We start from the raw sequence: 21722 nt of genomic DNA on the forward strand, positions 1-21722 counted from the left end.
CGAGCCGCACCACTCGTTCCTCGTCCGTGTGCCCCAGCACCAGGGCCCGCTCGCCGTCCTCAAGGATCTCCTTGAGGGTGACGATGTCCCCGACGCGCTTGTACTCCATGGCCTCGACCACGTTGAGCGCTTCGGCGAGCCGGTGTTATCGGACCGTTCCCAGGATCTTGGCGATGCGTGCGGCGATGTCGTCTTTCAGCTGCGTGTTCCAGTTGGCATTGAAGCCGGTGACCTTTTGGCGCCACTTCTCCCATACTGGTGGTTTGTCGGGGTTTGTGGAACTGGGGTTGATGATGTTGTAGGCGGTCTTGCATGAGCCGAGTTTCCTCGCCTGGTCGAAGATGTCTGCGAGCGACTCGACTCCCGTTGCCTGCCCCAGCTGGTTCCAGGTGCCGCTGGCCCCTTCCGCGCATTTGTTGATGGCGGTCCCCAGTCTGTTGTTCAGCGGGATGAGCCGGCCTCCGTCGTGCGCGGCCTGGGCCAGGCCGGCGTACTGTGCCGCGAACTCGGCGTCCTGGGCAACTGGGAAGGGGACTACGTCGATGGTGTACTCGGGGGCCGGCCGGTAGAGCACGGCGTACTCGCCGGGCAGGAGCACCACTCTGCCCGGTGGGATCCCGAGTTTGATCTGCTGAGTGGTGGTGTCGGCTGTCCACCCCGCCGGGGTTGCAGAATGCACAGGCGCGCCGATTGGGCTGCCGTAGTTGCTCCAGAGCTGGAGGGGCAGGCTGCTGGCGTTCGTGACCACTGAGCACCCGGTCAACGTGTTGGCGTAGTGGGTGTACAGGCCGTCATATCCTGCCGCGATCGTGACCGGGGTGATGGCCGCCGGGCAGGCGGCAATGCCAATGTCGCTCCTTGGCCCTCGGCTGGGTTGCGAGTCTGCCGAAACGGCCTCTGCGGTGGTCGGAGCGGCGGCGAGGGCGAGCACCAGAGCGGCGGTGACGCCGACAGCACAGCGACCCCTGTAGGAGGTCGTCATTTCGACTCCTTGCCCCCTGCCCCCTGGGGAGACAAGTTCTATTATCCGCGCAGATCGGGACATGTGCGCGGCGACGCCACAAGTACGGTGCGGATCGTGGCCAAGGCCCTGCTCTTGCGACGGCGACTGCCGGGCATCGTCGTGCTCGCTTCTTGGCCTGGAGCGTTGGCGGACTGCCTTACGGCTCGCGCCGTGCTGCGGCACCGTAGAGTTCCTGGCCCGCCGCTTCCCCCGAGCGGCGGGCCAACCTGCGGCTCAGTGCGCGAGCAAGATCAGTGGTGCATGGCGTCCGTGCGGGGCCCTGTCGAGTGGCCGCCGAACAGCCAGCACCAGGGCCGCCTGGGCCCGGACACTGAATGAGTTGAGCAGTCCCGGCTGCTCATCGACGGCCTGCCACTCACCGAATTTCCCCACTCGCCTGAGGACTTGATCAAGTAAGGCGAGGAGGAGCCCTGGTCGTTTCCAGGAATCGCCATCATGCCCACCAGACTCTTGTGTAGGCGCGTATCCGGACAGGGTTCTTCCAGCCTCGACAAGCACCTTCGCCTGCTCGATACTCCCCAAGAAATTCTGGATGACACTGCGACAAAAGCCTTGTGGAGGCCAGCGATATGACCGGTGCAGACGTCGACACGGGAACGTTGCTGAGGCTGTGCACCGCCAGTGGGGTCGTTCCGGGCGCGGTGGGCATGTTGATCCGCCCGGACAACGACGAACCGGTGCTGGCCGGTGGTCGGTGGCTGGCCGCCCGAGCTGGGCGACGGTCCTTTCGGCCTGATGCGGGCATCGGCTGGGGGACAAGCGGGTCAAGTGCTGCTGCCCGCTTCCGCGCACGTCTACCGCGTCGAGGGCGGCGACCCGAGCAAGTCAGTCGCCGTGGTGAAACTCGTTGACGCGATCGGACTGACGGGGCCCCAAGCCCCGCGCGGTTCCAAGCGACAGGCCGTCGGCATGGTGGAGGACTCCCGAGACCTCCTCGACACCCTGGCGAAGGTTCTTTCTCAACCCTATGCGGCTCTGATTGGCCCCCTGTCTCCCCCGACGACTGCCCTCGATGAGAAGACAGTGCTCGACGGCCTGGTCGAGGCGCCGATCGAGCTGCATGCCGGGCCCCCGCCCGTGGTGGCCGAGGGAATCTGCACCTGGTTGCACTGGGACTGACGACGTCGGCAATGACGGGCACCCGGCCGGGCCGGGCGCCGATACGGAGTGGTCTCCTCGCCGTAGTGCTGGTCGCGGCCGACGTCGCACTCTTCTCCCGTATTACCGAGGACTCCAAGTACACGTCGTGGGTGACACAGCCAGTCAACCCGGTGGTCATCGTGCTGGCCAGTGCACCGGCAGTGTCTGTCCTCGTGTGGCGGCTGCGCGCACCGGTGGCGGCCTTCGGCGTACTGGCCTTGCATGATCTGCTGCTCACCTGTCTGCTCGGGACCAGGCCGCTGCTCTCGCCGATGGCCGCTCTGTACACCGTGAGCAGCCGCCGTACGGTATCGGCCGCCGTAGGCTGCCTGGCCGCGACACTGGCTGTGCACGGTGTTGCCGTGGCGTATGAGGTGTATCCGCTCAGCCCGGAAGAGCGGCCCCTCGACGGCATCCTCATCAGTGCTGTGCTGATCGCCTGCGATACGGCGTCGGTGCTGGTGGGCCGTTGGGTGGCGGGTTCCCGGGCCAGGGAACGGCGACTGGTGGCCTCCCGTACCGAGGCGATTGCCGCCGAACGCCGGCGCATCGCCCGTGAACTCCACGACATCGTCGCGCACTCCGTGACGGTGATGGTGCTACAAGCTGCGGGCGCCCGCCGGACCATGGCGACCGACCCGGCCAAGGCGACGGTGGCCCTGCAGGCCGTGGAGGACGTCGGCGTCCAGGCGATGGCCGAGCTGCGCCGGTTGCTGACTGTCCTGCGTCCGGTACAGGACGGTCAGGGCGGGCCAAACAGTGAGGGCGGCGCGGTCGGCGCCGGCATCGACCGGCCGCCCGGGCTGGCCATGCTGCCGGGCCTCGTAGCTCAGGTGGAGGCTGTCGGAGTGACCGCGACTGTCGAGTCGTCGGGCCTGTCGGCGCGCCTCGACCAGAGCGTGGACATCACCGCCTACCGCGTCGTCCAGGAAGCGTTGACGAACGTGGCTCGCCACGGCGGTCCCGGATCGACGGCACATGTACGGCTGCACTGGGCCGGAGCCACTCTCGAAATTCAGGTGACCGACGACGGTGCGGGTGTCCCTGTAGACCCCACGAAGCGCATGTCGAGCGGGCTAGGCCTCATCGGTCTGCGGGAGCGGGTCACGGTGATTGGCGGAGATCTTGCCGTGAGCCGGCTTCCCGGAGGCGGCTACCGCCTCACCGCGAGCTTGCCGACCGCCACGGTTCCTCCATCCGAAGCAGCACAGGTCTGACTCTTGTGGGCCGGTAGGTCGGCGCCCGGCGTCCGGTGCTGGACGGAGACGACGGCCACACATCCCCCCGGGAGCGGAGTCCGCAAATAGGAGGGGAAGCTGACGCCTGGGACGGGTCCGTACGGCGACTCTGGTGCCCTCACCAGGACTCGCCGGCCCGTAGTCGGAGCACAGGGCCGGCCCGTACCGGAAAGGACCACGCGATGCCCATCGCACGACTGCAGACTCTCACCTGCAACACCACCGAGGACTGGACCGGGGACGACGAGGTGCTCGTCAAGGTCTTCGGCACCCGCTACGGCGAGGCCTACCGCCCCATGAACAACGGACAGACCTGGGACATCAACCTCGACGCGCCCTTCGGCACCGACTCGCGGATGCGCATCGAGGTGTGGGACAAGGACCTCGGCTGGTGGCTGGACCCCGACGACCTGCTGGGCGTGCACTACGTCAACGCCTCCCAGGCCGGCGCTGGGCAGAAGTCGGCGGAGTTCAACGCCGACGGGGCCAGCTACACACTCGTCTACGAAGTGGTGGCCTGACCGCCGGAACACCCGGACCAGGCAGAAAGGAGAACATAGGCATGACCACTGCAACGGAGAACGACAACTGGCCCGTGGTAGCCCTCGAACTCGCCAAGCGGGTCCCGCTGAACGGCGGCGCGGGCGACGGTCCTCTCCTCACCACCCCGACACCCCTCCTCACGGTGACGAACAGCCTCGACACGGCGCTGGCTGACGCCGGTGCGCCAGGCGTGACGGTGCGGACGTTCTGGTGGGGCTTCCACGTGCAGATCGACCGCGACACACTGCGCCAGATCCTCGACGCGGCGGACACGGTCAACGAACTGGTGGTCGCCGTCGGCGGCACCATTCCCAGTCCGGCACAGCCGTGGATTCGGCTGATCGGCTTGTTCGTCGCCGGCACGCACGAGGCGCTGCGCCTCCTTGACCGAGGTCAGGGCATCTACATCAGCATGAGCTGGTTCGCGCCGGGCGTCTTCGTACCCACCCCGGTCTGAGCTGTGGGAGCCGGTCGGGACGGTGCACAGGGGGATCGTCCCGACCGCGCCCTTGTCTTGCCCGTGGCCCGGGAGCATCCTGACCGGGTCCGCGCACCTCGTCCCCATGCCACCCGCGCCCCATGGAGTCGCCGTGCCTCACAGCCGCCCCCCTCTCTCGGGTCCAGATCCCGACGTACCCGTTCCTGTCCGTGTGCTTCTGGCCGATGACCAACTGCTCGTCCGTGGCGGCATCGCCATGCTGCTGGATGCGGAACCTGACATCGACGTGGTCGCAGAAGTGGGGGACGGCGCCGCCGCCGTGGCCACCGCGCGGCAGCTCCTGCCCGACGTCGTGATCATGGACGTACGCATGCCGGGAACCGACGGCGTGGAGGCCACCCGGCGCATCACCGCGGACAGCTTCTCCACCGATCCGGACCAGCCTGTCAAGGTGCTCATCCTGACTACGTACAACCTTGACGAGGCCGTCTACTCGGCACTGCGCGCCGGTGCGTCAGGCTTCATGCTCAAGGACGCGGCGCCGGCCGAACTCGTACGCGCCGTCCACACGTTGGCGCGCGGGGACGCCTGGCTGGACCCGGTGGTGACGTCCAGCCTGCTGCGTGAGTTCGCCGCCCGCCCCGAGGGCCGTTTGCCCGTCCCGGAACGTCTTGAGGAACTCACCGATCGGGAACGTCAGGTGCTCGTCCTCATCGCCCACGGTTTCGCCAATCCGGAGATCGCCGACCATCTGATCATCGGTGACGCCACCGTCAAGACCCACGTGAGTCGCATTCTCATGAAGCTGGGTGCAAGGGACCGGGCCCAACTGGTTGCCGTCGCCTACCAGAGCGGGCTGGTCGAACCTGGTACGACTCCTCCGGCGCGGGGGACGCCGACCGGATGAGGCGGGATGCAGAAGGGGCGGTTACAGGGTGGTTGTGACGTTGTCCAGTGGGCTCTGGCACAGATCTTGGACCCGATCAATGAGACACCTGGCAGCGAACCGAGCCTGGTAGTTGTGACATCACGGCCAATGACGACGCGACCGGATGCGCTCTTGGTGCACGCGATGGCGCGACCTGTGTCCAAGCTCAGACGAACGCCTTTGTCCAGTTCCCCTGCCGTCCGTACGGCCACCCCCGGGGCAACTCGGTCGGGTGAAGACACAACAGAGGCGGAACCCTCTTCGGATGCCGGGCGTAGTGCTGTACATGGATCCGATCAACGAGACGTACGTCAGCTGGCCGGGACTGGTCGTTGTTGACATCGCGACCGCCGACGACGCGACCGCGTTCGCCTTTCAGCAGCTGCTCGCCGACCGATGGACGACGGCGCCCGCACTACACGCGATGCGGGACGCGGGCGAACCCGGCGTACGGCTGCGCTGTTTCCTGGACCTGCGCCAGCCGCTCGACTCGTAAGCGTGTTGCCGACGGGCGAGTTCGCGACGTCGATGCAGTTCACGGATCGGCTCCTCGGCGATCTCAATCTCGGCTGATGACGCGAGGGCGTCTGACGATGTTCGCTGGGGGAGGCCTGCTCGGCAGTGGTCAGCTGGTCGGTGGCGTTCTTGAGGCTGCGGGCATGGTCGTCGAACTCGGTGTTGGCTGCGGTCAGTCGGCATCGGTGCCGGCCGTCTGCGCGCCGCCGGTGTTGTCAGTGGCGACGTCTAGTGCTCTGACCGGGAAGGTTCGCCGTGTTGTGCCAGGGCTGTGGCCAGCAGCGCTTGTGCTGACTCGCGCATGAGGGTTGCGGCCTCCGTCCGGGACACAGCGGCGATGTCGACCATCCAGACCCACGCCTCGATTCCACAGCCGGCGCGAATGGCAACAGCCAGTCGTCTGCGGTCGATGTGCGGGTGCGACTCCGCCAGCGGTGCCAGGGCGTCCTCGAACCATGCGATGGCCCTGCCTTGCCGCAGCACTGGGCGGGCGCCGCGCGGCGTTTGTGGCTCCTGGTCGAGGGACAGACGCAGCGCGGCTCGCAGTTGCGGCTCCCACTTGCGCAAGATCTCCGTCTGCTCGGCGATGACCAGGTCGAGGCGGGCGTGGACGTCGGCGGGTGCGCCCTGGTCGAGCAGGCTGGGCCGGTCAATGGTCGGCATCGCGGCCAGGAGCAGTTGTCGCTGGTTCGGGAAGTAGCGGTAGGCCGTGGTGCGGGAGATGCCGGCGGCGTCAGCCGACTGTTCCACGGTCGGGGTGTGTCCGCTGTCCAGCAGGGACCGGGCGGCCTCGACGAGGGCATCGCGAGTGCGCTGCTTCTGCCGGATCCGTCCCGTCGACTCATATGGTACTGCCATGCCGTCATGGTACCTTAATCCCATGAATGACCCTGTGGCCACCGACCCGCAGTTGTACCGGGTCGTGTGGGAGAACGAGCGTGTGAGGGTGCTGGAGTACCGCGATACGCCGGGCGATGCGACGCACCTACACGCTCATCCGGATAGCGTCATGGTGACTCTGTCCTCGTTCCAGCGGGTGATCTCGGCCGGAGGCCGAGAGGCCCCTGTCAACCTGGATGCGGGACAGGTCCGCTGGCTGGACGCGCAGGAGCACCAGGGCCGTAATGTCGGCCAGACAGCCACCCATGCCGTGTTCATCGAGCTCAAGGAACCCCGGCCCGGCGCCCCGCGCCCGGATGTCGCGTTGGGGCCGTCCGCCTCCTGAAAATGGCTTGTCGCCCCTCAGGAGCGGCGCGACAAGGGGGCGGCATCCCGTTGGCGGTTATGGTCGCGGAGGGTTGGCCGACGCTGTTCAGGCTGCGGCTTTGAAGGGGCGTCCTCCCCAGCGGATGCCTTTCTCGCTTCGGATGCGGGCGCGTTCTTTGCGTTCGGCGGCCAGGACGTCGGTGAACTGCCACAGCGGTCCGAAGCGTGCTTCGATCGGGTTCGTCCACGAGGCGTAGGTCGGGGTGAAGCACAACTCGACCTTGTGCTTCTCCGCCCAGTGGCGGATGTCGGTGCCCTTGTGGGCGGACAGGTTGTCCAGGATCACGTAGATGGGTGCGCCGTCGGGGCGGGCGGCGCGGATCGACTTCAGCGCGGCCAACGTGTTCGTGGCACCATTCTTGCGGCGGTTGATGCCCCAGAGGGTGTCGTCGCCGATCGAGTAGCAGCCGTGGAAGTAGCGCACCCCGTGCGTGCGGTGGTAAGTGGCCGGCACCCGGTCGGGATGTTTCCGTTCGGCCCAGCCCGAGCCTGCGGTGGGCCGGATTCCGAGCGGGCCGAACTCGTCGAACGCGAACACCCGGTCCGGGAAGCGGTCGAGGACCTCCTCGATCCGGTCCAGCTTCGTCTCGCGGTCCGGGTCGGGGGATTGCTTCCACGTCTTGGTGCGCTGGAAGGTCACGCCGCGGCGGGCGAGCAGGCCGCGTAACGCCTCGCGGCCGATGCGGATCACTCGGCCGTGGACTTTCCGCAGGTAGGCGACGAGTTTGCGCAGGGACCAGCGGGCGAAGGGCTGGCCGAGCTTGGTGGGGCGGGTGGTGGCCGTCGCCACGACGAAGTCCTCGTCGTCAGGACTGAGTTGGCGGGGACGGCCTCCCCCCCACCGAGGGTCCAGGCAGGCCAGGCCGATCTCGTTGAACTTGTGGATCACGTCCCGGACGGTGTCCTTGTCGGCCTGCACCAGCTGGGCGATCACCGGCACCCGGTTCCCGCCGGCCGAGGCCAGCAGAATCATTGCCCGCCGGTAGCGCACGGAGTTGGTGCTGCCCCGGCGCACGATCCGCTGCAGCTTTTGCCCCTCCTGGTCGGTCAGTCTGCGCACACGGACGGGCTCGGCCGCCGCGCCTCCAGCGGTCGGATCGGACGTCCCCGCCCATCCAACCGCCACGACCACCAACCCGGCGAACCTATGCGGTCAGAGCACTAGCTTTCAAAAGCGCTCGGAAAAGCGGATAAGGACCTTTGGCTGCACTGGGATGCCAGGCCTCAGCGTCAGGACCCGCAACCTCGTGAACCCCAACACCCGACCCACGCAGACGAGCCAGCCCGCCGGAAACCGCGGCGATGCGTCTGACCCGGTATCGATCAGCCGACTGGCCCACATTCGCCGACACGGCCAACTCTGCCTCGACGACCACGTCGTCAACGCGAACGCCAAGGTCACAGGGACGAGGCTCGTCCGGACTCAAGATATAGGCGGGCGGGAGGTCAGTCGCCCGAGTGCCGTGCGCGGGCGATGAGGATGCGGGCCAGGATCCGGATCAGAGCGGGGTCGGGCTCGACGAGGGCGGCGTGTCCGCGGTGTGCCCATACCGTCCAGCCGGGGCCGGACATGCCCGGGGCTCTGTACACCTGGAAATGCCCACGCAGACGGGGTACTTGGCTGCCACCACGCCGCCGCCCCTGAGGCGAGCTGTCGGTGATCACGGGGTGCCTTCACTGAGACCAACGTCAGCCCAGGGGGTTGCGTAGCTGGCGCACCATCGTGGCGTAGAGCGGGGCGTCGGGGAATGGCTGCTGGTCTCCGATGTGCTGGTAGCCCCATTCCTCGTACAGTGCCTTGACGTTCGGGTGGTCGGGCTCGACCAAGAGTGTCACGCGTTCCTCGTTGCGCCCGGCCAGCAGCTCTTCGTGGAGGCGGCGGGCGAGACCGGTGCCGCGCCACGGGTCGCGCACCATGATCTCGAAGAGGGCCAGCGTTCGCTGCCCGTCCTCCCGTATCTCCTTCTCCGGCAATGGCTTGACCATGCCCCGCCACCAGGCCGCGTTCTCCGGAAGCGGCGCCCCGTATGCGTACCCGGCTGCCTCGCCACCGTCGAACGCCACAACCGCTTCCCAGCCGGGCCGGGCCTGGCCCTTGAGCCGGTCTTCGAAGCGGTCGACGGAGAAGAACGGGTCTTTCGCGATGTCATCGGCGTACACCTCTGCGTACACCGAGACGAGCGTGGCGTGAATCGTGTCGAGCATGTCGTGGCCGTAATGGGCGAACTGGATGGCGGCTTCGGACACTCTGTCTCCCATGGTTGTTAGGCGGTGCGGATGCGCTCGTTCCAGTCGGTGGTCGCGGCCGCGTCCGGAGCGTGCATGTTGAGGGCGGCGGTGAACTTCCTCAGCAGGTAGGGGACGCGGCCGCCGCTGGCGTCAGCCAGTTCCCAGACATCAGCAGCGGTGTGGGAGGCGAGGTCGACATCTTCCTGGCCGAGCTGCGCAAGCGCGAGCTGCACGGTGTAGTAGACACGGTTGCGGTGCTGGCCGGGGCGGAGCGCGGACAGGCAGCGGTGAGCGTGGAACTCCGCTCGGTCCGCCTGCCCGATCCGGTACCAGGTGATTCCGGTCAGCCCGTGCAGTTCTCCTTCGGTGTAGAAGCTCATCGACGCAGGCCGCGGAAGCACAAGGTCGGCGCGGTCGAACGAAGAGGCTGCGCGGTCCAACGCGCGAAGCGCGCGCACCGAGTCGCCGGCCAGAGCAGAACCAAGCGCCAGGCTCGTATGAGACAGTGACGCGTACAGCGGATCGCTGCGGTGCACGCCAGTCGCCATGGCGGCCTCCGAGGCGGCGATCGCATCGATGTACCGGCCGCGTTGTTCGGCGAGCATCGCCGCGTACCGCCAGGTCTGGTGCTGGACTTGAGCGTCGCCGGACAAGCCGGCCAGGGTGACTGCGGACTCGAGGTGGCGTTGCGCATCCGCAAGGCGTCGGGAGTCGACGGCCGCCCACATTGCCATGGCGGTGAACGATGCCGCGAGAGCGTACAGTCGGCTGCGGATGCACTGAGTCGCGGAACCGTGCCGCTGGATGTGCAGCGTCTGCTGGGCCAACTTGAGGGCCCTGTGTTCCAGCGTGGTGCTGCCGCCGGACTGGTCGTCCGCCCGCCACAGGTCCGCGAGCTTGCCGCGCAATTTCTGCACGTCGGACAGGCCCACGCCCGGGCGCACGCCGGCCGGCGTTCCGGCCGCGATGGCGGCTTTGGCCGTGACGGCGATGAAGGTACGGCGATGTACGGAGTTTGCATCTTCCACACTGTTGCTGCCCGCATTGGCCGGAGGGCTGAACCCCAATTCCTCGGGCTGACAGAGGAACACGGTCTCTAGGGCGGCTCGCTGCCTTCGGTGAGGCCAACTGGAGGTTCCAGTCAGCCAGTTGCGCACAGTGCGGTCGCTGACGGTGCCCCGATGCCCGCCTGCAAGCAGCACGGCGTTGATCTCGTCGGCCAACTCAGCCTGCGTGTACCCCGCTTCGGCCATACGTGCCTTGAGGATCTCGTTGCCCTCCATCTGCTCACGGTAGCGGCGTGATCACAGGACCTGCCAAGAGATGGGCGCCGAATTTTCCGGTTGCCTGCGAGCAGCGTCCCACCGATTCTTCCTCACGGCCCACCGCTGTCGCCCGTTGTACTGAACCCGAGGCCGCGAACCCCTACCGAGCGCGGCCACCGATCCGGACGAGGCGGGCACATGACCGTGAGCGCTGAGCACCCCAGGCAGGCCACAGACCCAGTCGACATGGCGATGGTCGACAGCGCGATCCACCGGGCCGAGACCCTCGCGATCGCCGACCCCGCCAGCGGCCTCGCCCACCAGATCACCGGTGAGCTGACCGACTACCTCGGCCAACTCATCGCGCCTGCTGAACAGCGATTGGCGAACATGACCGCTCGTAAACCAGCCGACCAGCGAGCCCGCGACGTGCTTGGCGACACGATCAGACATGCCCGCTCCGTCCACCACGACGCCGAGACCGACCAGTTGGTGAACCCGACCGCACGTCTGCATCTGCTCGCCGGGGCCTGCCGCCTGCTCAAGCAGGCCTGCGAACCCCGCTGGTAGCTCCTACAGGTGTGGGGCCGACACTTTCTCCCCTGATGTGTGGGCCCCGCCGCCAGGGGTCCCGTGCTCTGCCGCATCCGTTGGCTCCTCTTGAAGGACATGGGACCCCGTCCAACTCCGAACCATCCGCGACTTTGAAGCGCGTGGCCGGACCGTCGTCGGCACTGGGCGTTCGGCCGGCACTCCCGCTGCGGGAGCGGCTGGAGGCCACCTGCGTGGTTAGCGCGGAAACGGGTTTCGTCACGCCCACCCAGCTTCCAAAGCGGGTTCGGCACACCCCCTTCGAAGAGGAGGCCGTAAATGGACCGTACCGAACTGACGCCCCGTGCCCGTAATGAGCACGCTCAGGCGCCCGACGCGACGGCAGCGACGAGCACTTCACGTTTCGTCCAGCACGTCACCCCGGCCGGCCGCGATGTGCGCTACGACGCCGCATCCGGCGAGGTGGCCCTGCCCGTCAGCGTGCACTTCCGCGACGGCTCCACCGTGCGCACCGACCTTCTCCTGGAACCCAGCCAGGTGCTGGTGTTCGGAATGCAGGTCGAGCGGGCTATCCAGCTACGTGAGAAGGCCCGAGGAGCGACGTGAGGCGCCTATCCGACCTTCTGGGGGCGGCCCTGGCCTGGTTCTGGGCATGGCCGCCGGGCTCGGCGCCCTGGTCCACCTCGGCCAGAGCGAGCTCCCCCCCGGCACGCTGTCCTGCCCCTGTCGGCCCCCGACGTCGAACCGCAGGCGGATCGCCAAAACCTCGGCCCGTCCTGCGATCGGCCGGACACCCGCAGGGCGGGCCGAAGCGCCCCTATCGAGTCTCGCTGGACAACCCCATGACCTGCTTCGCCCGTTCATCGCCAGCGGGCAGACCTCTGGGAGGTATCCGTGCACGAACTGATCGCCAGCCCGTTCCTGGAACAGCACTTACTGCTGCGGCCCGGCAGCCCAGGCGGCCTCCTCCTACCGGAGCCCCGGTACGAGCAACTGCGTGGTCTGGGCCCCGCCGAGCCCGCACCCGCCTGGTTCGCCGAGGCAGTGCACAGCCAGTGGGACATGAACATCACCGGACAGCCGGCGGGCGAGTACCTGCTGGTCCGCCAGCCCTCCCGCTGGGGCTACTCGCGAGCGAGTTGGGAAATCAACCTGGGCTGCAACTACCAGTGCAAGCACTGCTACCTGGGTTTGAAGGTCTACTCCGGCATGCCGCTGGACGACAAGCTCGCCTGCCTGCGGGTCATGCACGACGCCGGGGTCCTGTGGCTCCAGATCACCGGCGGCGAGCCGACCGTGGACAAGGACTTCATGCCCTCCTACCAAGCCGCGTTCGAACTGGGCATGATGCTGACCGTCTCCACCAACGCCTCCCTGCTGTGGCGCGAGGACCTGCTGGAGATGTTCAAGCAGTTCCCGCCCTACCGGATCACGGTCTCCCTGTACGGGGCGACCAGGGACAGCTACGACGAGCTGACCCAGCGCAAAGGCGCCTGGGACCTGTTTATCAAGGGCATGAACGCCGCCCGCGCAGCTGGCCTGCCGCTGCGCATCAGCATCATCGTCACCGAAGACAACGCCCACGAGGAACAGGCAATGACCGTCCTGTGCGAACAGTGGGGCGTCGAGTACAACGTCTTCACGAACATGACGCCGACGATCTACGGCGGCGCCGAGTCGCTGACCGCGCAGTCGAAAGATCACCTGCGAATGCGCAAGCCGTTCACCGGCTGCAACGCGGGCCACACCTTCTTCCACACCGACCCGCACGGGCTGGTGTCCATCTGCAAGATCGGCCGCGACGACCAGATCAGCCTGCCTGCCGAGGGGATCGAAGGCCTTTCCCGCCTCGGCGAGATCGCGGACCGCCTCATGCTTCGCACCGGTGGATGCTCAGGCTGCCAGCTTTCAGGGGCCTGCACCGTGTGCAGGCCCCTGGCCAAGCACTACCAGGAGGCGAAGGCACCACTCGCAAGTTACTGCCAGCACGGGATGAAGAAAGCAGGGTGACATGACCGCTGTAGCTGTCGAGATCTCTCCGAAGCGGCCGCTTCCGGACGAGCTGCCGTACGCGGCCCGGCCGATCGAGGCCCCCGCGCCGCCGGTCACCGTGATCACGTCCATCGCGGACCTGGACACGGTGATGGACAGCATCAAGTGCTCGTGCAACGCGGGCGACGACAACCCTCACTGACCGCCAACCGGTCACAACCGCTCAGGCCCCGGCGTGAATGCGCCGGGGCCTGAGCCCTGTGCGCCAGGCGAGTAGCGTGAGTGCCATGCGCTTGAAGTGGGACTGGCTGCAGCCTGTCGTAGCTGTGCCGTACGTGCCGACGATCGGCCCCGTCCACCCCGACGCCCTCGACCTCGGCCTCTTCGCCGACATTGTCCGAGCCGCCGGCACCGGCACATTCCTCCCGTACGACAAGGACCAGCGCTGGTCCGAGCACAAGGACGAGACAGTCCTGCCCGATGCAATCGAGCACACCAGTGTCCGCACCCTGATTCCCACCCTGACCCGCCGCGGCCATGGCACTCTAACGGTCTACATCTACGGCCCCGGCCATGGCGACGCGGCCGACCTGGCGGCCAAGCTCGCCGCCGACCACGCCACTGCCACAGCTCGCGTGATCACCTTCCGCGGCCCCAACGACCAACCGCCCGCCGGGACGGCCGTCACGCGCGTACAGCTCCGGCAATTCGGCCAGGCTCAGTCCGACAAGGAAGGGTCGGTTCAACCCCTACACGGCCTACCCGTGCCCGTACAGGCCACGTTTGCCGCCTTCGCACAGCGCCTCACCAGCGACGGCTTCGCATTCCTCCACCATCAGATGCAGGTCGGCACCGTGGGCCCAGTTCTCGCCGTCACCGACGCCGGTCGAGTGGTCGGGGCGATCGGCCCCATGGAGACCATGACCGACTCAGCCGGAGCCATCCGTCTGCTGCCGCAGTACTTCGGCGTTCTGCCCGAACATCGCGGCCACGGACACGGCCGAGCCCTATGGCGGGCCGCCATGGCCTGGGGGTCGGCTCACGGCGCCGGTTACCAGCTTTTGCAGACTGAGACTGGCGGCCCCTCCGATCGCTTGTGCCAGTCGGAGGGACTGCGTTCCCTCGGCTTTGTCAGCGTGACCAAGCTTTGATGCCCATGGTTTGGCCGGGCCGGGCGGCCTGCAGGCGTGGCGTCCACTTGCCATGCCCGACATCCACCATCGGCTGGTTGGTCGAATACAGATGCGTCGCTGTCTGATGTCCGCCGTCTCACGTAGACACGCGGTAGGTTCCCACGCATCTGATGAGATGGAGAGAAGTCAGTGGAACCGCCCTCAATGTCTTCCCAGTTCACACCCGTCCTGCGTGGGCTCACGGGCCTACTGGGCGCGGCAGCCTTCGGAACGGGGGTCTTTGCGGTTTTCGTGACTCCGAACGGTGGTGCGGGGGTACTGCTTGCCTTCGGCGGTGTCTTGCTGGTTCTCGCTCTACTTGGTAGCCGCATCGAGAGCTTGGAATTCGGTGGAGCCACGCTGAGGCTCCGTGCCGCCGCGGCAGAGAAATTCGCACTGGCAGAAGAGTCGGAGCGCCGCGGAGACATTGCAGCGGCGAGTCAGCTACGAGAGGAGGCTCACGCCCTGCTGGACGCCGCGGGGCCCATCGCAGCTGACTACCGGTCAGTGCGCAGCTCAATGCGTGCTGGTCCAGACCGTACGAGGGCAATGGAAGAGGCCGTTTCCAGAGCTCGCCGTCTCGCGAAGGAGCAGCCATTCGAGCCAGCCGAAGTACTGCGCTGGCTGCGGGAGGGAAGCGACGAGGAACGTGTCACTGCCCTAGCCATGATGCAGGCAAGCCGTGAATTGCGGAACTTCGATGCTGCGCTCGAAGCTATCGAGCATTCACGCAGTGCATTCGAGCAGTACCACGCAATGCGGCTTGCAGCGTACATGATCAAGGACCTTGACCCGAACCAGCTAAGGCGGCTCACCAAGGTCGTCAAGTCCCAGCGAGGGATTCGCTTCCGCCGGGACTCGGACCGGTGGCATATCAGCGAGGACATTCTCCGGCGCATCGATGAACGCTTAGAGACACCGTGAGCGTCGGAGGCTTGGCGACTGGAAATCGGCCTATGACCCGGCGAGAGCCAAACGGCCTTTCGTCCAGGGCGCGTTGATACGTGCTATGTATGCGCGTCGCCTGGTTCCTGCAGTCTGGGCATCGACCCGGACGAGGGGTGGACACCGCCTTCACTACAGGGACGTCGGTGGAGTCGCTGACGTGCTCCACTCGCACGTCGATCCCGGGAAACAGCACAGTCTCGACCGTCTTGCTCACCATGACAGGAAACACTCTGCCGAAACGATCCCGCGTTCCTGCCCCTGACCTGGGGATTCACGGAACTGCGGCCAGAGCCTTGAAATTCCCCACGACTCGCTCAAGCATGGGACAGAGTTGCTGAGCTGGACTACCCACCTTCGCCTGCGGCAGCGGTCTTGGTCACGCGGCGCGGGGTGGCAGCCAAGTGTCGATAGTCGCTGCCAGCTGGTCGAGTTGGGTGAAGAGGTGTGCGTTCATGCCGAGGGTCTGGGCTGCGTGCACGTTCTCCTCGCGGTCGTCGATGAAGAGGAAGTCGGCCGGTGCGGCACGCAGGGCGGTGATGCAGTGGCGGAACGCTGCCGGGTCCGGCTTCGCGACCTTGATCTTGCCGGAGAAGGCGACGAGGTCGAGGTTCCGCAGCCAAGGCTGGGCGGTGCGGAAGGCGTCCGCGTGGTCGTCGGGGATGTTGGACAGCAGGGCGACCTTGGCGCGGTCCCGCAGGCGCTGCGCGTAGGTGACCATGCGGTCGTCGACCCGAGACCAGCTGTCGATGTCGGCGAGCCGTAGCTCCTCGATCGTGTCGCCGTCGACGGGGCGTGAGAGCTTTCGCAGGACGGTGGTCCAGTAGGCGGCCGCGGTCTGCTGGGCGGCGTCGTAGGGCGGGCGGCAGGCCCAGTAGGCGTCGGCGAACGCGTCGGCGGGTGCGCCGCAGCGGGCGGCCATCTGTTCCAGGGCGCCGGGGCGCTGGTGGCAGGCGATGACTCCGAAGAGGTCGAACAGCACGATGCGTCGGTCGGTGGACATGGCGGGGCTTCCTGGTCCGGTCGTTGTCGCGGGTTGGTGGGGTGCCTGTGCGGCACGGTGTCAGGGTTGTGCCGCACAGGCGGTCAGTGGCTGCTGGACGCGAGCTCGGGTTCCGGCTCGGGCATGGCGCCGGAGCCGGTGCGCAGGATGCCGGCGGCTGTGGCGGTGGTTGCGCAGAGCAGGGTCAGCAGCAGGAAGGTGTGGTTCAGTGCGGTGAGGTGGGTCAGCCAGCCGATGACGGCGGGCCCGGCGAGCATGCCCAGGTAGCCGAGCCCGGCGACCCGGGAGACGTTCGCCCCGGCCGCGGCGGGGTCCGCGTGGCCGGCCGCGCTGAACAGCTGGGGGATGCAGCCCGACAGCCCCAGGCCGAACAGCGTCCAGCCCACGAACGCGGCCCAGACCGACGGGGCGAACGCGGCGATCGTGATCCCGACGGCGGCCGTGGCCGAGCCGTAGCGCAGGACAGCCATTGCCCCGAACCGGGCGGCGACCCGGTCCGCGAGCAGACGCCCGGTGGTCATCGCCGCGGCGAACGTGCCGTACCCGAAGGCGGCGGTGCTCGCCGGGGCACCGAGAACGTCCTTGAGGTGCAGCGTGCTCCAGTCGTTCGCGGCCCCCTCGCACAGCATCGTCGTCAACGCCAGCGCGGCCAGGATCCAGATCCGTCGCACGGTGCTGCTGCGCTTGGCGACCGGAGCCTGCCGACCCTGCTCGGTGGCGGTGGCGGCAGGTGTGCCGGGCAGGAGGAGCCGCGCCGACGCCAGCGCGATCACGATGCCGAGCGCGGCGCAGGCACCGAGGGTGGCGGCCGGGCTCATGCCCGCGCTTGCGGCGCCCGCTGCGGCGATGGCGGCGATGACGCCGCCGACGGAGAAGGTGGCATGGAAAGCCGACATGACGGGCCGGCCGTAGGCCTTCTCCACGTGGACGGCGTGGGCGTTCATGCTCACGTCCAGGCAGCCGTTGCAGAAGCCGAAGGCCAGCAGGGCGCCCGCCAGCGTCCACGGGTCCCGGGCCAGACCGGGCAGCACCAACACGGCGCTGGCCAGGATGCCGGTGGCGGGGACCACCAGGCGGGGGCCGAGGCGGTCGGTCAGGCGGCCGGCGACCTGCATACCGGCGAAGGCCCCGAGCCCGAGCAGCACCAGCAGGCTCCCGAGGGTGGCGTGGCTGATGCCGACCCGCGTCTCAATGGCGGGGATGTGCACCACCCAGGCGCCCATGAGCGTGCCGCACAGGACGAAGTAGATGAAGGTCGCCGCGCGGGCGGCTCGAAGCGAAGGGTTCACAGCATCCACCGTAGCGAACATATCGAATGTTTGAAAGCCCGCCTTTCGAACATGTTATATGTTCGTTCTGAGGTGGTGTTCAATCACGGGTATGACCAACGCAGACCGTCACTCCGTGATCGCGCAGGCCGTCAGGGAGGCGGGCCAGATCACCGTCCAGGAACTCGCCGCGCTGACCGGCGCATCGGAGATGACCATCCGGCGTGACCTCGACGTGCTCGCCGGACAGGGTGTCCTGGAACGCTTCCGCGGCGGAGCGCGGACCCTGCTGCTGCGCGGCGAGGAGCCGCCCTTCGCGCTGCGCGCCCGCGACGCGGTCGATGCCAAGCGCCTGATCGCCGCCGAGGTGTCCTCGCTCATCGCCGACGGCGAGAGCGTCCTGATCGACAGCGGCACCACCTGCCTGGAGGTCGCCCGCCTGCTGCGCGAGCGGCCGGTCACCGTGATGCCCCTGTCCCTCCAGGCCATCCACGTCCTCAGCGACCCACCCGGCCAGGCCGCACTGATAGTGCCCGGCGGACGGCCCCGCACCGCCGAAGGAGCTCTCACGGGGCCCCTCACCCTCGCCGCCCTAGCCGCGCTGCGCTTCGACACCGCGATCATCGGCTGCTGCGGCCTGAGTGCCGCCGAGGGCCTGACCGCCTATGACCTCGACGACGCCGCCGTGAAGAAGGCAGGCATCGCCTCAGCCCGCCGAGTCATCGTCGCCGCGGACGGCGGCAAACTCGGCCGCACCGCCTACGCCCACGTCGGCCCGGCCACGCTCCTGCACACCCTCGTCACCGACACAACCGCGCCCGCCGACGAGACCGCCGCACTGGAGGGCGCCGGCACTGTCGTCAAGACCGTCTGATGAGACCGCCGAGCCGCAGCACCCAGGTTCGATGACGAGTCACTCATCTGAGTCAACCATCTGGGGAGCGAAGAGCACCTCTGGCCAGATTCGGTCAGCCGCATCAGCGGCGGGCGGCTGCAGCATGGAGTGGTACGTCTCGCTCACAGCCGTCGATCACCCAGTGCTGCTCTGGGACGCCGTCGGCTGGGAACGGGACTGGGGCGAGGACCCTCACGACGGCCTGCGGTACGCGGCGCCCTCGCTGCGTCGGTGGCTGTGGACCTGGGCCGACGGAGGAGACACGTGGGACGGGGTGCTGGCGCTGCAGGAGTCCGAGCGTGAGCCGGGCACCGGGGCGACCGAAGCACGGTGACAGATGCCCAGACGTCTTGTTGCGGCCTTTGGCCTCATCTTGCCTGGACCCCAAGAAAGCTGTGGTCACGAAGCTCTGACTACTCGCTTGCGGCTGGTGACAGAGTTCTTACCGACATGTCGGCCGTGAGTTCAGCGTGACTGAAGTGCTTTCACTGGGAACCCACGGCCTCTTCGGCAGGCAGGCACGAAAGTGCGGTGGGTCCGTTGCCGCTGAATCGGCAGGTCCTTCACCACTGGGCTCACTCGGCGCGCTGTCCGACACGGAGGACGCTCAGGTAACGGCGTGATGCTCGGTCGCCCATCCGCGTGCGGATGCGCTCGGCGACGGCGTCGAGCAGGGGCTCACGGACGTCGCGGTCGAGCCTCCGGTACAGCGACAACGAGCGAAGGTGATCGGCAAAGCCGTCCCCGTTGAACCACTGAACAGTCGGATACCAGCGCACGATCGTTGAGCCGAACAGTCCTCCGGGGTCATCGACCAGGCCCCAGCCCTCGTCGGTGGTGCGCACGTCGTCCTCCAGGGGAGGATGACCCCAGTCGGGGTTCCCGGGGCAGAACTGCTCGAGGAGATCGGCGGTCTCGGCGTACACCTCCGGCTCTCCCTGCCGGCGGACAACGACGTGGCCGAACAGCGCCATCCAGCCTCCGGGATGGAGCACGTCGTGGGCCCGCTGCCAGCCGATCGACGGGTCGACCCAGTGCCACGACTGCGCGGCCACGAGAGCATCGAAGCGTCGACCGCGGTCGTCCCACTCCTCGAACGTCGACGTCTCGACTGCGACGTTACAGAAGGAGGCCATCCGTTGGCGAGCGAGTGCGGCCATGTCTGCGCCCGGCTCGATGGCGGTCACTGAGCATCCGAGTGCTGCCAGCGAGCGCGTCGCCTGACCGGTTCCGCAGCCCACCTCCAGCACCGACGACCTGTCGGCCACGCCGGTAACGGTGACAAGGTCCGCGAACAGCTCGTCGGGGTATCCCGGCCGGACCCGGTCGTAGAGCTCCGGCACCTCGTTGAACACCCGGCCGAGGTCGTGTGGATTCGGGCGCATCTTCGGAGCATCAGTCACGAGTGCACAAGCTATGAGGTTCGTCGGCGGGGACGCTACTGGTTTAACGGCAGCTCCTCGACAGCAGCCGTGTCGTCGAGCAGGTTCTGGGCGATGGCCGCGTAGCTGCTCGCGGTGGTGTGGGACAGGTTGAAGAGCAGGGCGAGGTGCAGCGGGCGGCGCCGACGGTCAGTGCTTCGTGCAGGACCCGGTCGCCGTGGATGCGTTCGAGGTAGACGCCCTGGTGCGGTAGGTGCCGCTTGAGGTATACGGGGTTGACGGGCTCGGTTCCCAGGGCGGGATTCGCGTTGATCAGGACGTGCCGGTTCGGGGTCTTCGGCCAGGTGGCCCGGCGCTGGTCGAGCCAGGTCAGCAGGGTCTGGTGGGGCAGTTCGCCGAGCCGTTGGCCGTGTCCGGCGATGGTGATCCTACGGTTGGGCAGGTCGAGGTCGTCCAGTGTGAGGCGGCGGATGGCGGTGGCGCGGGCGGCGTGCACGGCGGCCAGGGCGACGATCAGCCGTCGCGCCGGGATGACGGCGATCCGTTGGACGGCAAGCACTTCGGCATCGGTCATCGGCAACAGACTGCGTGGATGTCTTCCATCCCGAGGCGGGTGGTGGGGTTGGCGAAAATCAGGCCGCGCTTCTTGGCGAAGCGGAACAGTGAGCGCAGCGCGGCGATGGCGTTGCGCCGCTGCCATCCGCGCAGGGGTATCTTCCCCGCGCTGATCACCACGCCGCGTTCGGCGAGCAGCCGCTGGAGTTCGGTGGCCTTCCAGATGCCGCGGTTGGCGGCCGCCAGGCGAAGATTCCACTTCACTGGGCCAGCCCTTCCATCGGTCGGTAGCGCGCTGCTGTTCGGCGACCCAGGCGTCTTCGACATGGGTGCCGTGGACGTGGATATACCGGGCCGTGGTCCCGGTCCAGGTATGTCCGAGTAGCTCCTGGATGGCGAACAAGGTCATGCCGGCGAGATAGAGCTGGGAGGCGCAGAAGTGCCGCAGCATGTGCGGGGTGAGCTTCCCGGCCCAGGTGGGCAGGTGCTGGGCGGCTGCTTCGGCCAGCGGCCGGCGGAAGATGTCGGCAGTCGCCCGCGAGCACGAGCCGTCCTGGTTCTAGCGCTCGGAGGGGAACAGCGGGGCGCCCGGCCGGGTGTGGTCGGCGTCGAAGTGGCCCCACACGTCCTCGATGAACCACCTCAGGTTGCCGTCGGCGCCGTTGATCAGCGGCACCAGCCGTGGCTTCGGCCCACGCTTCCGGGATCCCTTGCTGTGCCGGACGTTGAGCTTCCCGAACCGCCCCAGCTCCCACCGGACGTCGTCCAGGTCGAGCATCCGTGCCTCGTTGATCCGCAGCCCCACGTCCGCCGCCAGCCGGGCCACCGCGTAATTGCGGGCGGCCGGACCGAACTTGCGGCAGGTCACCAGCTCCTCACGCCGCCCCGCGAACAGCTCCTCGATCTCTGCTTCGCTGGGCGGGATCCGCAGCTGCGGTTCCACCGAGGCCCGCGGCCGGTTCATCTCGTCCAACGGGCACTCGACCACACGGCCGGTGAGGTGGTGCAACTCGACCTTGTGCCGCAGCTCAAGGAATTGGAAGAACACCGCCGGCGCGCCAGCCCGGCCGGTCCGGGGCGACGGTTTGGCGTCGCGCAGCACCTTGCCGAAACAGACGTCGGCGTCGGCCGGCTCCATCTCCCACAGCGGACGGCCGAACCAGTCCCGGATCAGCTCCAGATGGTTGGTGTCGTTGCGAATCGTGCTGTCGACCAGACCGGCCGAGGCCCGCGCGAGAACGAACCCCGCCACCACATCGGTCTGAGCTTGCAGTTGGCCGGGCCGAAGCTGGTCCACAGTTCGTTGCCGTCGCAGCCGAGCCGGCTCGCATATTTGTCGGCCTGCTCCAAGAAAGCGGGGACGGCGTGGG

General features: G+C 67.7%; 26 protein-coding genes and 3 pseudogenes. 15 read left to right on the forward strand and 14 right to left on the reverse strand.

The window, feature by feature from the left end; translation table 11 throughout:
• Positions 1-139, reverse strand: a pseudogene (locus tag ACN6LB_RS41610) (hypothetical protein); the annotation flags it as partial.
• Positions 140-145: 6 nt separating this feature from the next.
• Positions 146-982 (reverse strand): hypothetical protein, encoded by an 837-nt coding sequence (locus ACN6LB_RS41615; protein ID WP_445030421.1) that lies wholly within the window; start codon positions 980-982, stop codon positions 146-148.
• Between the two features lie 810 nt (positions 983-1792).
• Between ACN6LB_RS41615 and ACN6LB_RS41620 the strand changes: the two genes are divergently transcribed.
• The 6 genes from ACN6LB_RS41620 (at position 1793) to ACN6LB_RS41645 (ending at position 5808) form a co-directional block, all read left to right on the forward strand.
• Positions 1793-2143: a hypothetical protein gene (locus ACN6LB_RS41620; RefSeq protein ID WP_445030422.1), complete on the forward strand. Its 351-nt coding sequence runs from the start codon at positions 1793-1795 to the stop codon at positions 2141-2143.
• Positions 2144-2208: 65 nt separating this feature from the next.
• Positions 2209-3381: a sensor histidine kinase gene (locus tag ACN6LB_RS41625; protein WP_445030423.1), complete on the forward strand. Its 1173-nt coding sequence runs from the start codon at positions 2209-2211 to the stop codon at positions 3379-3381.
• Positions 3382-3584: 203 nt separating this feature from the next.
• Positions 3585-3923: a hypothetical protein gene (locus ACN6LB_RS41630; RefSeq protein ID WP_445030424.1), complete on the forward strand. Its 339-nt coding sequence runs from the start codon at positions 3585-3587 to the stop codon at positions 3921-3923.
• Between the two features lie 41 nt (positions 3924-3964).
• The gene (locus ACN6LB_RS41635; RefSeq protein WP_445030425.1) at positions 3965-4402 is read left to right on the forward strand and encodes a hypothetical protein; all 438 of its coding nucleotides are present in this window, start codon (positions 3965-3967) and stop codon (positions 4400-4402) included.
• Positions 4403-4595: 193 nt separating this feature from the next.
• Positions 4596-5291: a response regulator gene (locus ACN6LB_RS41640; protein WP_445030426.1), complete on the forward strand. Its 696-nt coding sequence runs from the start codon at positions 4596-4598 to the stop codon at positions 5289-5291.
• Positions 5292-5577: 286 nt separating this feature from the next.
• The gene (locus ACN6LB_RS41645) at positions 5578-5808 is read left to right on the forward strand and encodes a DUF6207 family protein (protein ID WP_445030427.1); all 231 of its coding nucleotides are present in this window, start codon (positions 5578-5580) and stop codon (positions 5806-5808) included.
• A gap of 248 nt (positions 5809-6056) precedes the next feature.
• On the opposite strand, the gene ACN6LB_RS41650 is transcribed toward ACN6LB_RS41645, so the two are convergent.
• Positions 6057-6686 (reverse strand): TetR/AcrR family transcriptional regulator, encoded by a 630-nt coding sequence (locus ACN6LB_RS41650; protein WP_445030428.1) that lies wholly within the window; start codon positions 6684-6686, stop codon positions 6057-6059.
• 22 nt (positions 6687-6708) lie between these two features.
• Between ACN6LB_RS41650 and ACN6LB_RS41655 the strand changes: the two genes are divergently transcribed.
• A complete protein-coding gene (locus ACN6LB_RS41655; RefSeq protein WP_445030429.1) occupies positions 6709-7053 on the forward strand; it encodes a cytoplasmic protein in 345 nt (114 codons plus the stop codon).
• Between the two features lie 87 nt (positions 7054-7140).
• Here ACN6LB_RS41655 and ACN6LB_RS41660 read toward each other — a convergent pair whose 3' ends face one another.
• The 4 genes from ACN6LB_RS41660 to ACN6LB_RS41675 form a co-directional block, all read right to left on the reverse strand.
• Complete coding sequence (locus ACN6LB_RS41660) at positions 7141-8154, reverse strand: IS630 family transposase (protein ID WP_445030430.1); 1014 nt, start codon at positions 8152-8154, stop codon at positions 7141-7143.
• 386 nt (positions 8155-8540) lie between these two features.
• Positions 8541-8666 (reverse strand): hypothetical protein, encoded by a 126-nt coding sequence (locus tag ACN6LB_RS41665; protein WP_445030431.1) that lies wholly within the window; start codon positions 8664-8666, stop codon positions 8541-8543.
• A gap of 117 nt (positions 8667-8783) precedes the next feature.
• A complete protein-coding gene (locus ACN6LB_RS41670) occupies positions 8784-9341 on the reverse strand; it encodes a GNAT family N-acetyltransferase (protein ID WP_445030432.1) in 558 nt (185 codons plus the stop codon).
• 17 nt (positions 9342-9358) lie between these two features.
• Positions 9359-10606 carry an XRE family transcriptional regulator gene (locus tag ACN6LB_RS41675; RefSeq protein ID WP_445030433.1) on the reverse strand — a complete coding sequence of 416 codons (1248 nt, stop codon included), beginning with the start codon at positions 10604-10606 and terminating at the stop codon, positions 9359-9361.
• Positions 10607-10786: 180 nt separating this feature from the next.
• On the opposite strand from ACN6LB_RS41675, the gene ACN6LB_RS41680 reads away from it, so the two are divergent.
• The 6 genes from ACN6LB_RS41680 (at position 10787) to ACN6LB_RS41705 (ending at position 15228) form a co-directional block, all read left to right on the forward strand.
• Positions 10787-11158, forward strand: coding sequence for a hypothetical protein (locus ACN6LB_RS41680; RefSeq protein WP_445030434.1), 372 nt, complete (start codon positions 10787-10789; stop codon positions 11156-11158).
• Positions 11159-11458: 300 nt separating this feature from the next.
• Complete coding sequence (locus ACN6LB_RS41685) at positions 11459-11746, forward strand: hypothetical protein (RefSeq protein ID WP_445030435.1); 288 nt, start codon at positions 11459-11461, stop codon at positions 11744-11746.
• A gap of 456 nt (positions 11747-12202) precedes the next feature.
• On the forward strand, positions 12203-13150 hold the full coding sequence (locus tag ACN6LB_RS41690) for a radical SAM protein (protein WP_445030453.1): 948 nt from the start codon (positions 12203-12205) through the stop codon (positions 13148-13150).
• A 1-nt stretch (position 13151) separates the two neighbouring features.
• Positions 13152-13334, forward strand: a complete 183-nt coding sequence (locus tag ACN6LB_RS41695; protein ID WP_445030436.1) for a hypothetical protein — start codon at positions 13152-13154, stop codon at positions 13332-13334.
• A gap of 85 nt (positions 13335-13419) precedes the next feature.
• Complete coding sequence (locus tag ACN6LB_RS41700) at positions 13420-14283, forward strand: GNAT family N-acetyltransferase (protein WP_445030437.1); 864 nt, start codon at positions 13420-13422, stop codon at positions 14281-14283.
• A 186-nt stretch (positions 14284-14469) separates the two neighbouring features.
• Positions 14470-15228, forward strand: a complete 759-nt coding sequence (locus tag ACN6LB_RS41705; RefSeq protein WP_445030438.1) for a hypothetical protein — start codon at positions 14470-14472, stop codon at positions 15226-15228.
• Positions 15229-15628: 400 nt separating this feature from the next.
• On the opposite strand, the gene ACN6LB_RS41710 is transcribed toward ACN6LB_RS41705, so the two are convergent.
• Positions 15629-16252, reverse strand: a complete 624-nt coding sequence (locus ACN6LB_RS41710; RefSeq protein ID WP_445030439.1) for an HAD family hydrolase — start codon at positions 16250-16252, stop codon at positions 15629-15631.
• An 83-nt stretch (positions 16253-16335) separates the two neighbouring features.
• Positions 16336-17562 (reverse strand): MFS transporter, encoded by a 1227-nt coding sequence (locus ACN6LB_RS41715; protein ID WP_445030440.1) that lies wholly within the window; start codon positions 17560-17562, stop codon positions 16336-16338.
• 70 nt (positions 17563-17632) lie between these two features.
• Here ACN6LB_RS41715 and ACN6LB_RS41720 point away from each other — a divergent pair, with 70 nt between their 5' ends.
• Positions 17633-18394 (forward strand): DeoR/GlpR family DNA-binding transcription regulator, encoded by a 762-nt coding sequence (locus ACN6LB_RS41720; protein WP_445030441.1) that lies wholly within the window; start codon positions 17633-17635, stop codon positions 18392-18394.
• Between the two features lie 124 nt (positions 18395-18518).
• Positions 18519-18749, forward strand: coding sequence for a hypothetical protein (locus tag ACN6LB_RS41725; RefSeq protein WP_445030442.1), 231 nt, complete (start codon positions 18519-18521; stop codon positions 18747-18749).
• A 241-nt stretch (positions 18750-18990) separates the two neighbouring features.
• Here ACN6LB_RS41725 and ACN6LB_RS41730 read toward each other — a convergent pair whose 3' ends face one another.
• From ACN6LB_RS41730 to ACN6LB_RS41750, 5 genes and pseudogenes are all read right to left on the reverse strand, one after another.
• Positions 18991-19818, reverse strand: coding sequence for a class I SAM-dependent methyltransferase (locus tag ACN6LB_RS41730; protein ID WP_445030443.1), 828 nt, complete (start codon positions 19816-19818; stop codon positions 18991-18993).
• Between the two features lie 43 nt (positions 19819-19861).
• A complete protein-coding gene (locus ACN6LB_RS41735) occupies positions 19862-20371 on the reverse strand; it encodes a hypothetical protein (protein ID WP_445030444.1) in 510 nt (169 codons plus the stop codon).
• A gap of 137 nt (positions 20372-20508) precedes the next feature.
• A pseudogene (locus ACN6LB_RS41740) lies at positions 20509-20616 on the reverse strand (helix-turn-helix domain-containing protein); the annotation flags it as partial.
• Between the two features lie 130 nt (positions 20617-20746).
• Positions 20747-20875, reverse strand: a pseudogene (locus tag ACN6LB_RS41745) (site-specific integrase); the annotation flags it as partial.
• Positions 20876-20911: 36 nt separating this feature from the next.
• Complete coding sequence (locus ACN6LB_RS41750) at positions 20912-21604, reverse strand: hypothetical protein (RefSeq protein WP_445030445.1); 693 nt, start codon at positions 21602-21604, stop codon at positions 20912-20914.
• Between the last annotated feature and the right edge of the window lie 118 nt (positions 21605-21722).

The organism is Streptomyces sp. SAS_270 (genome assembly GCF_052543295.1).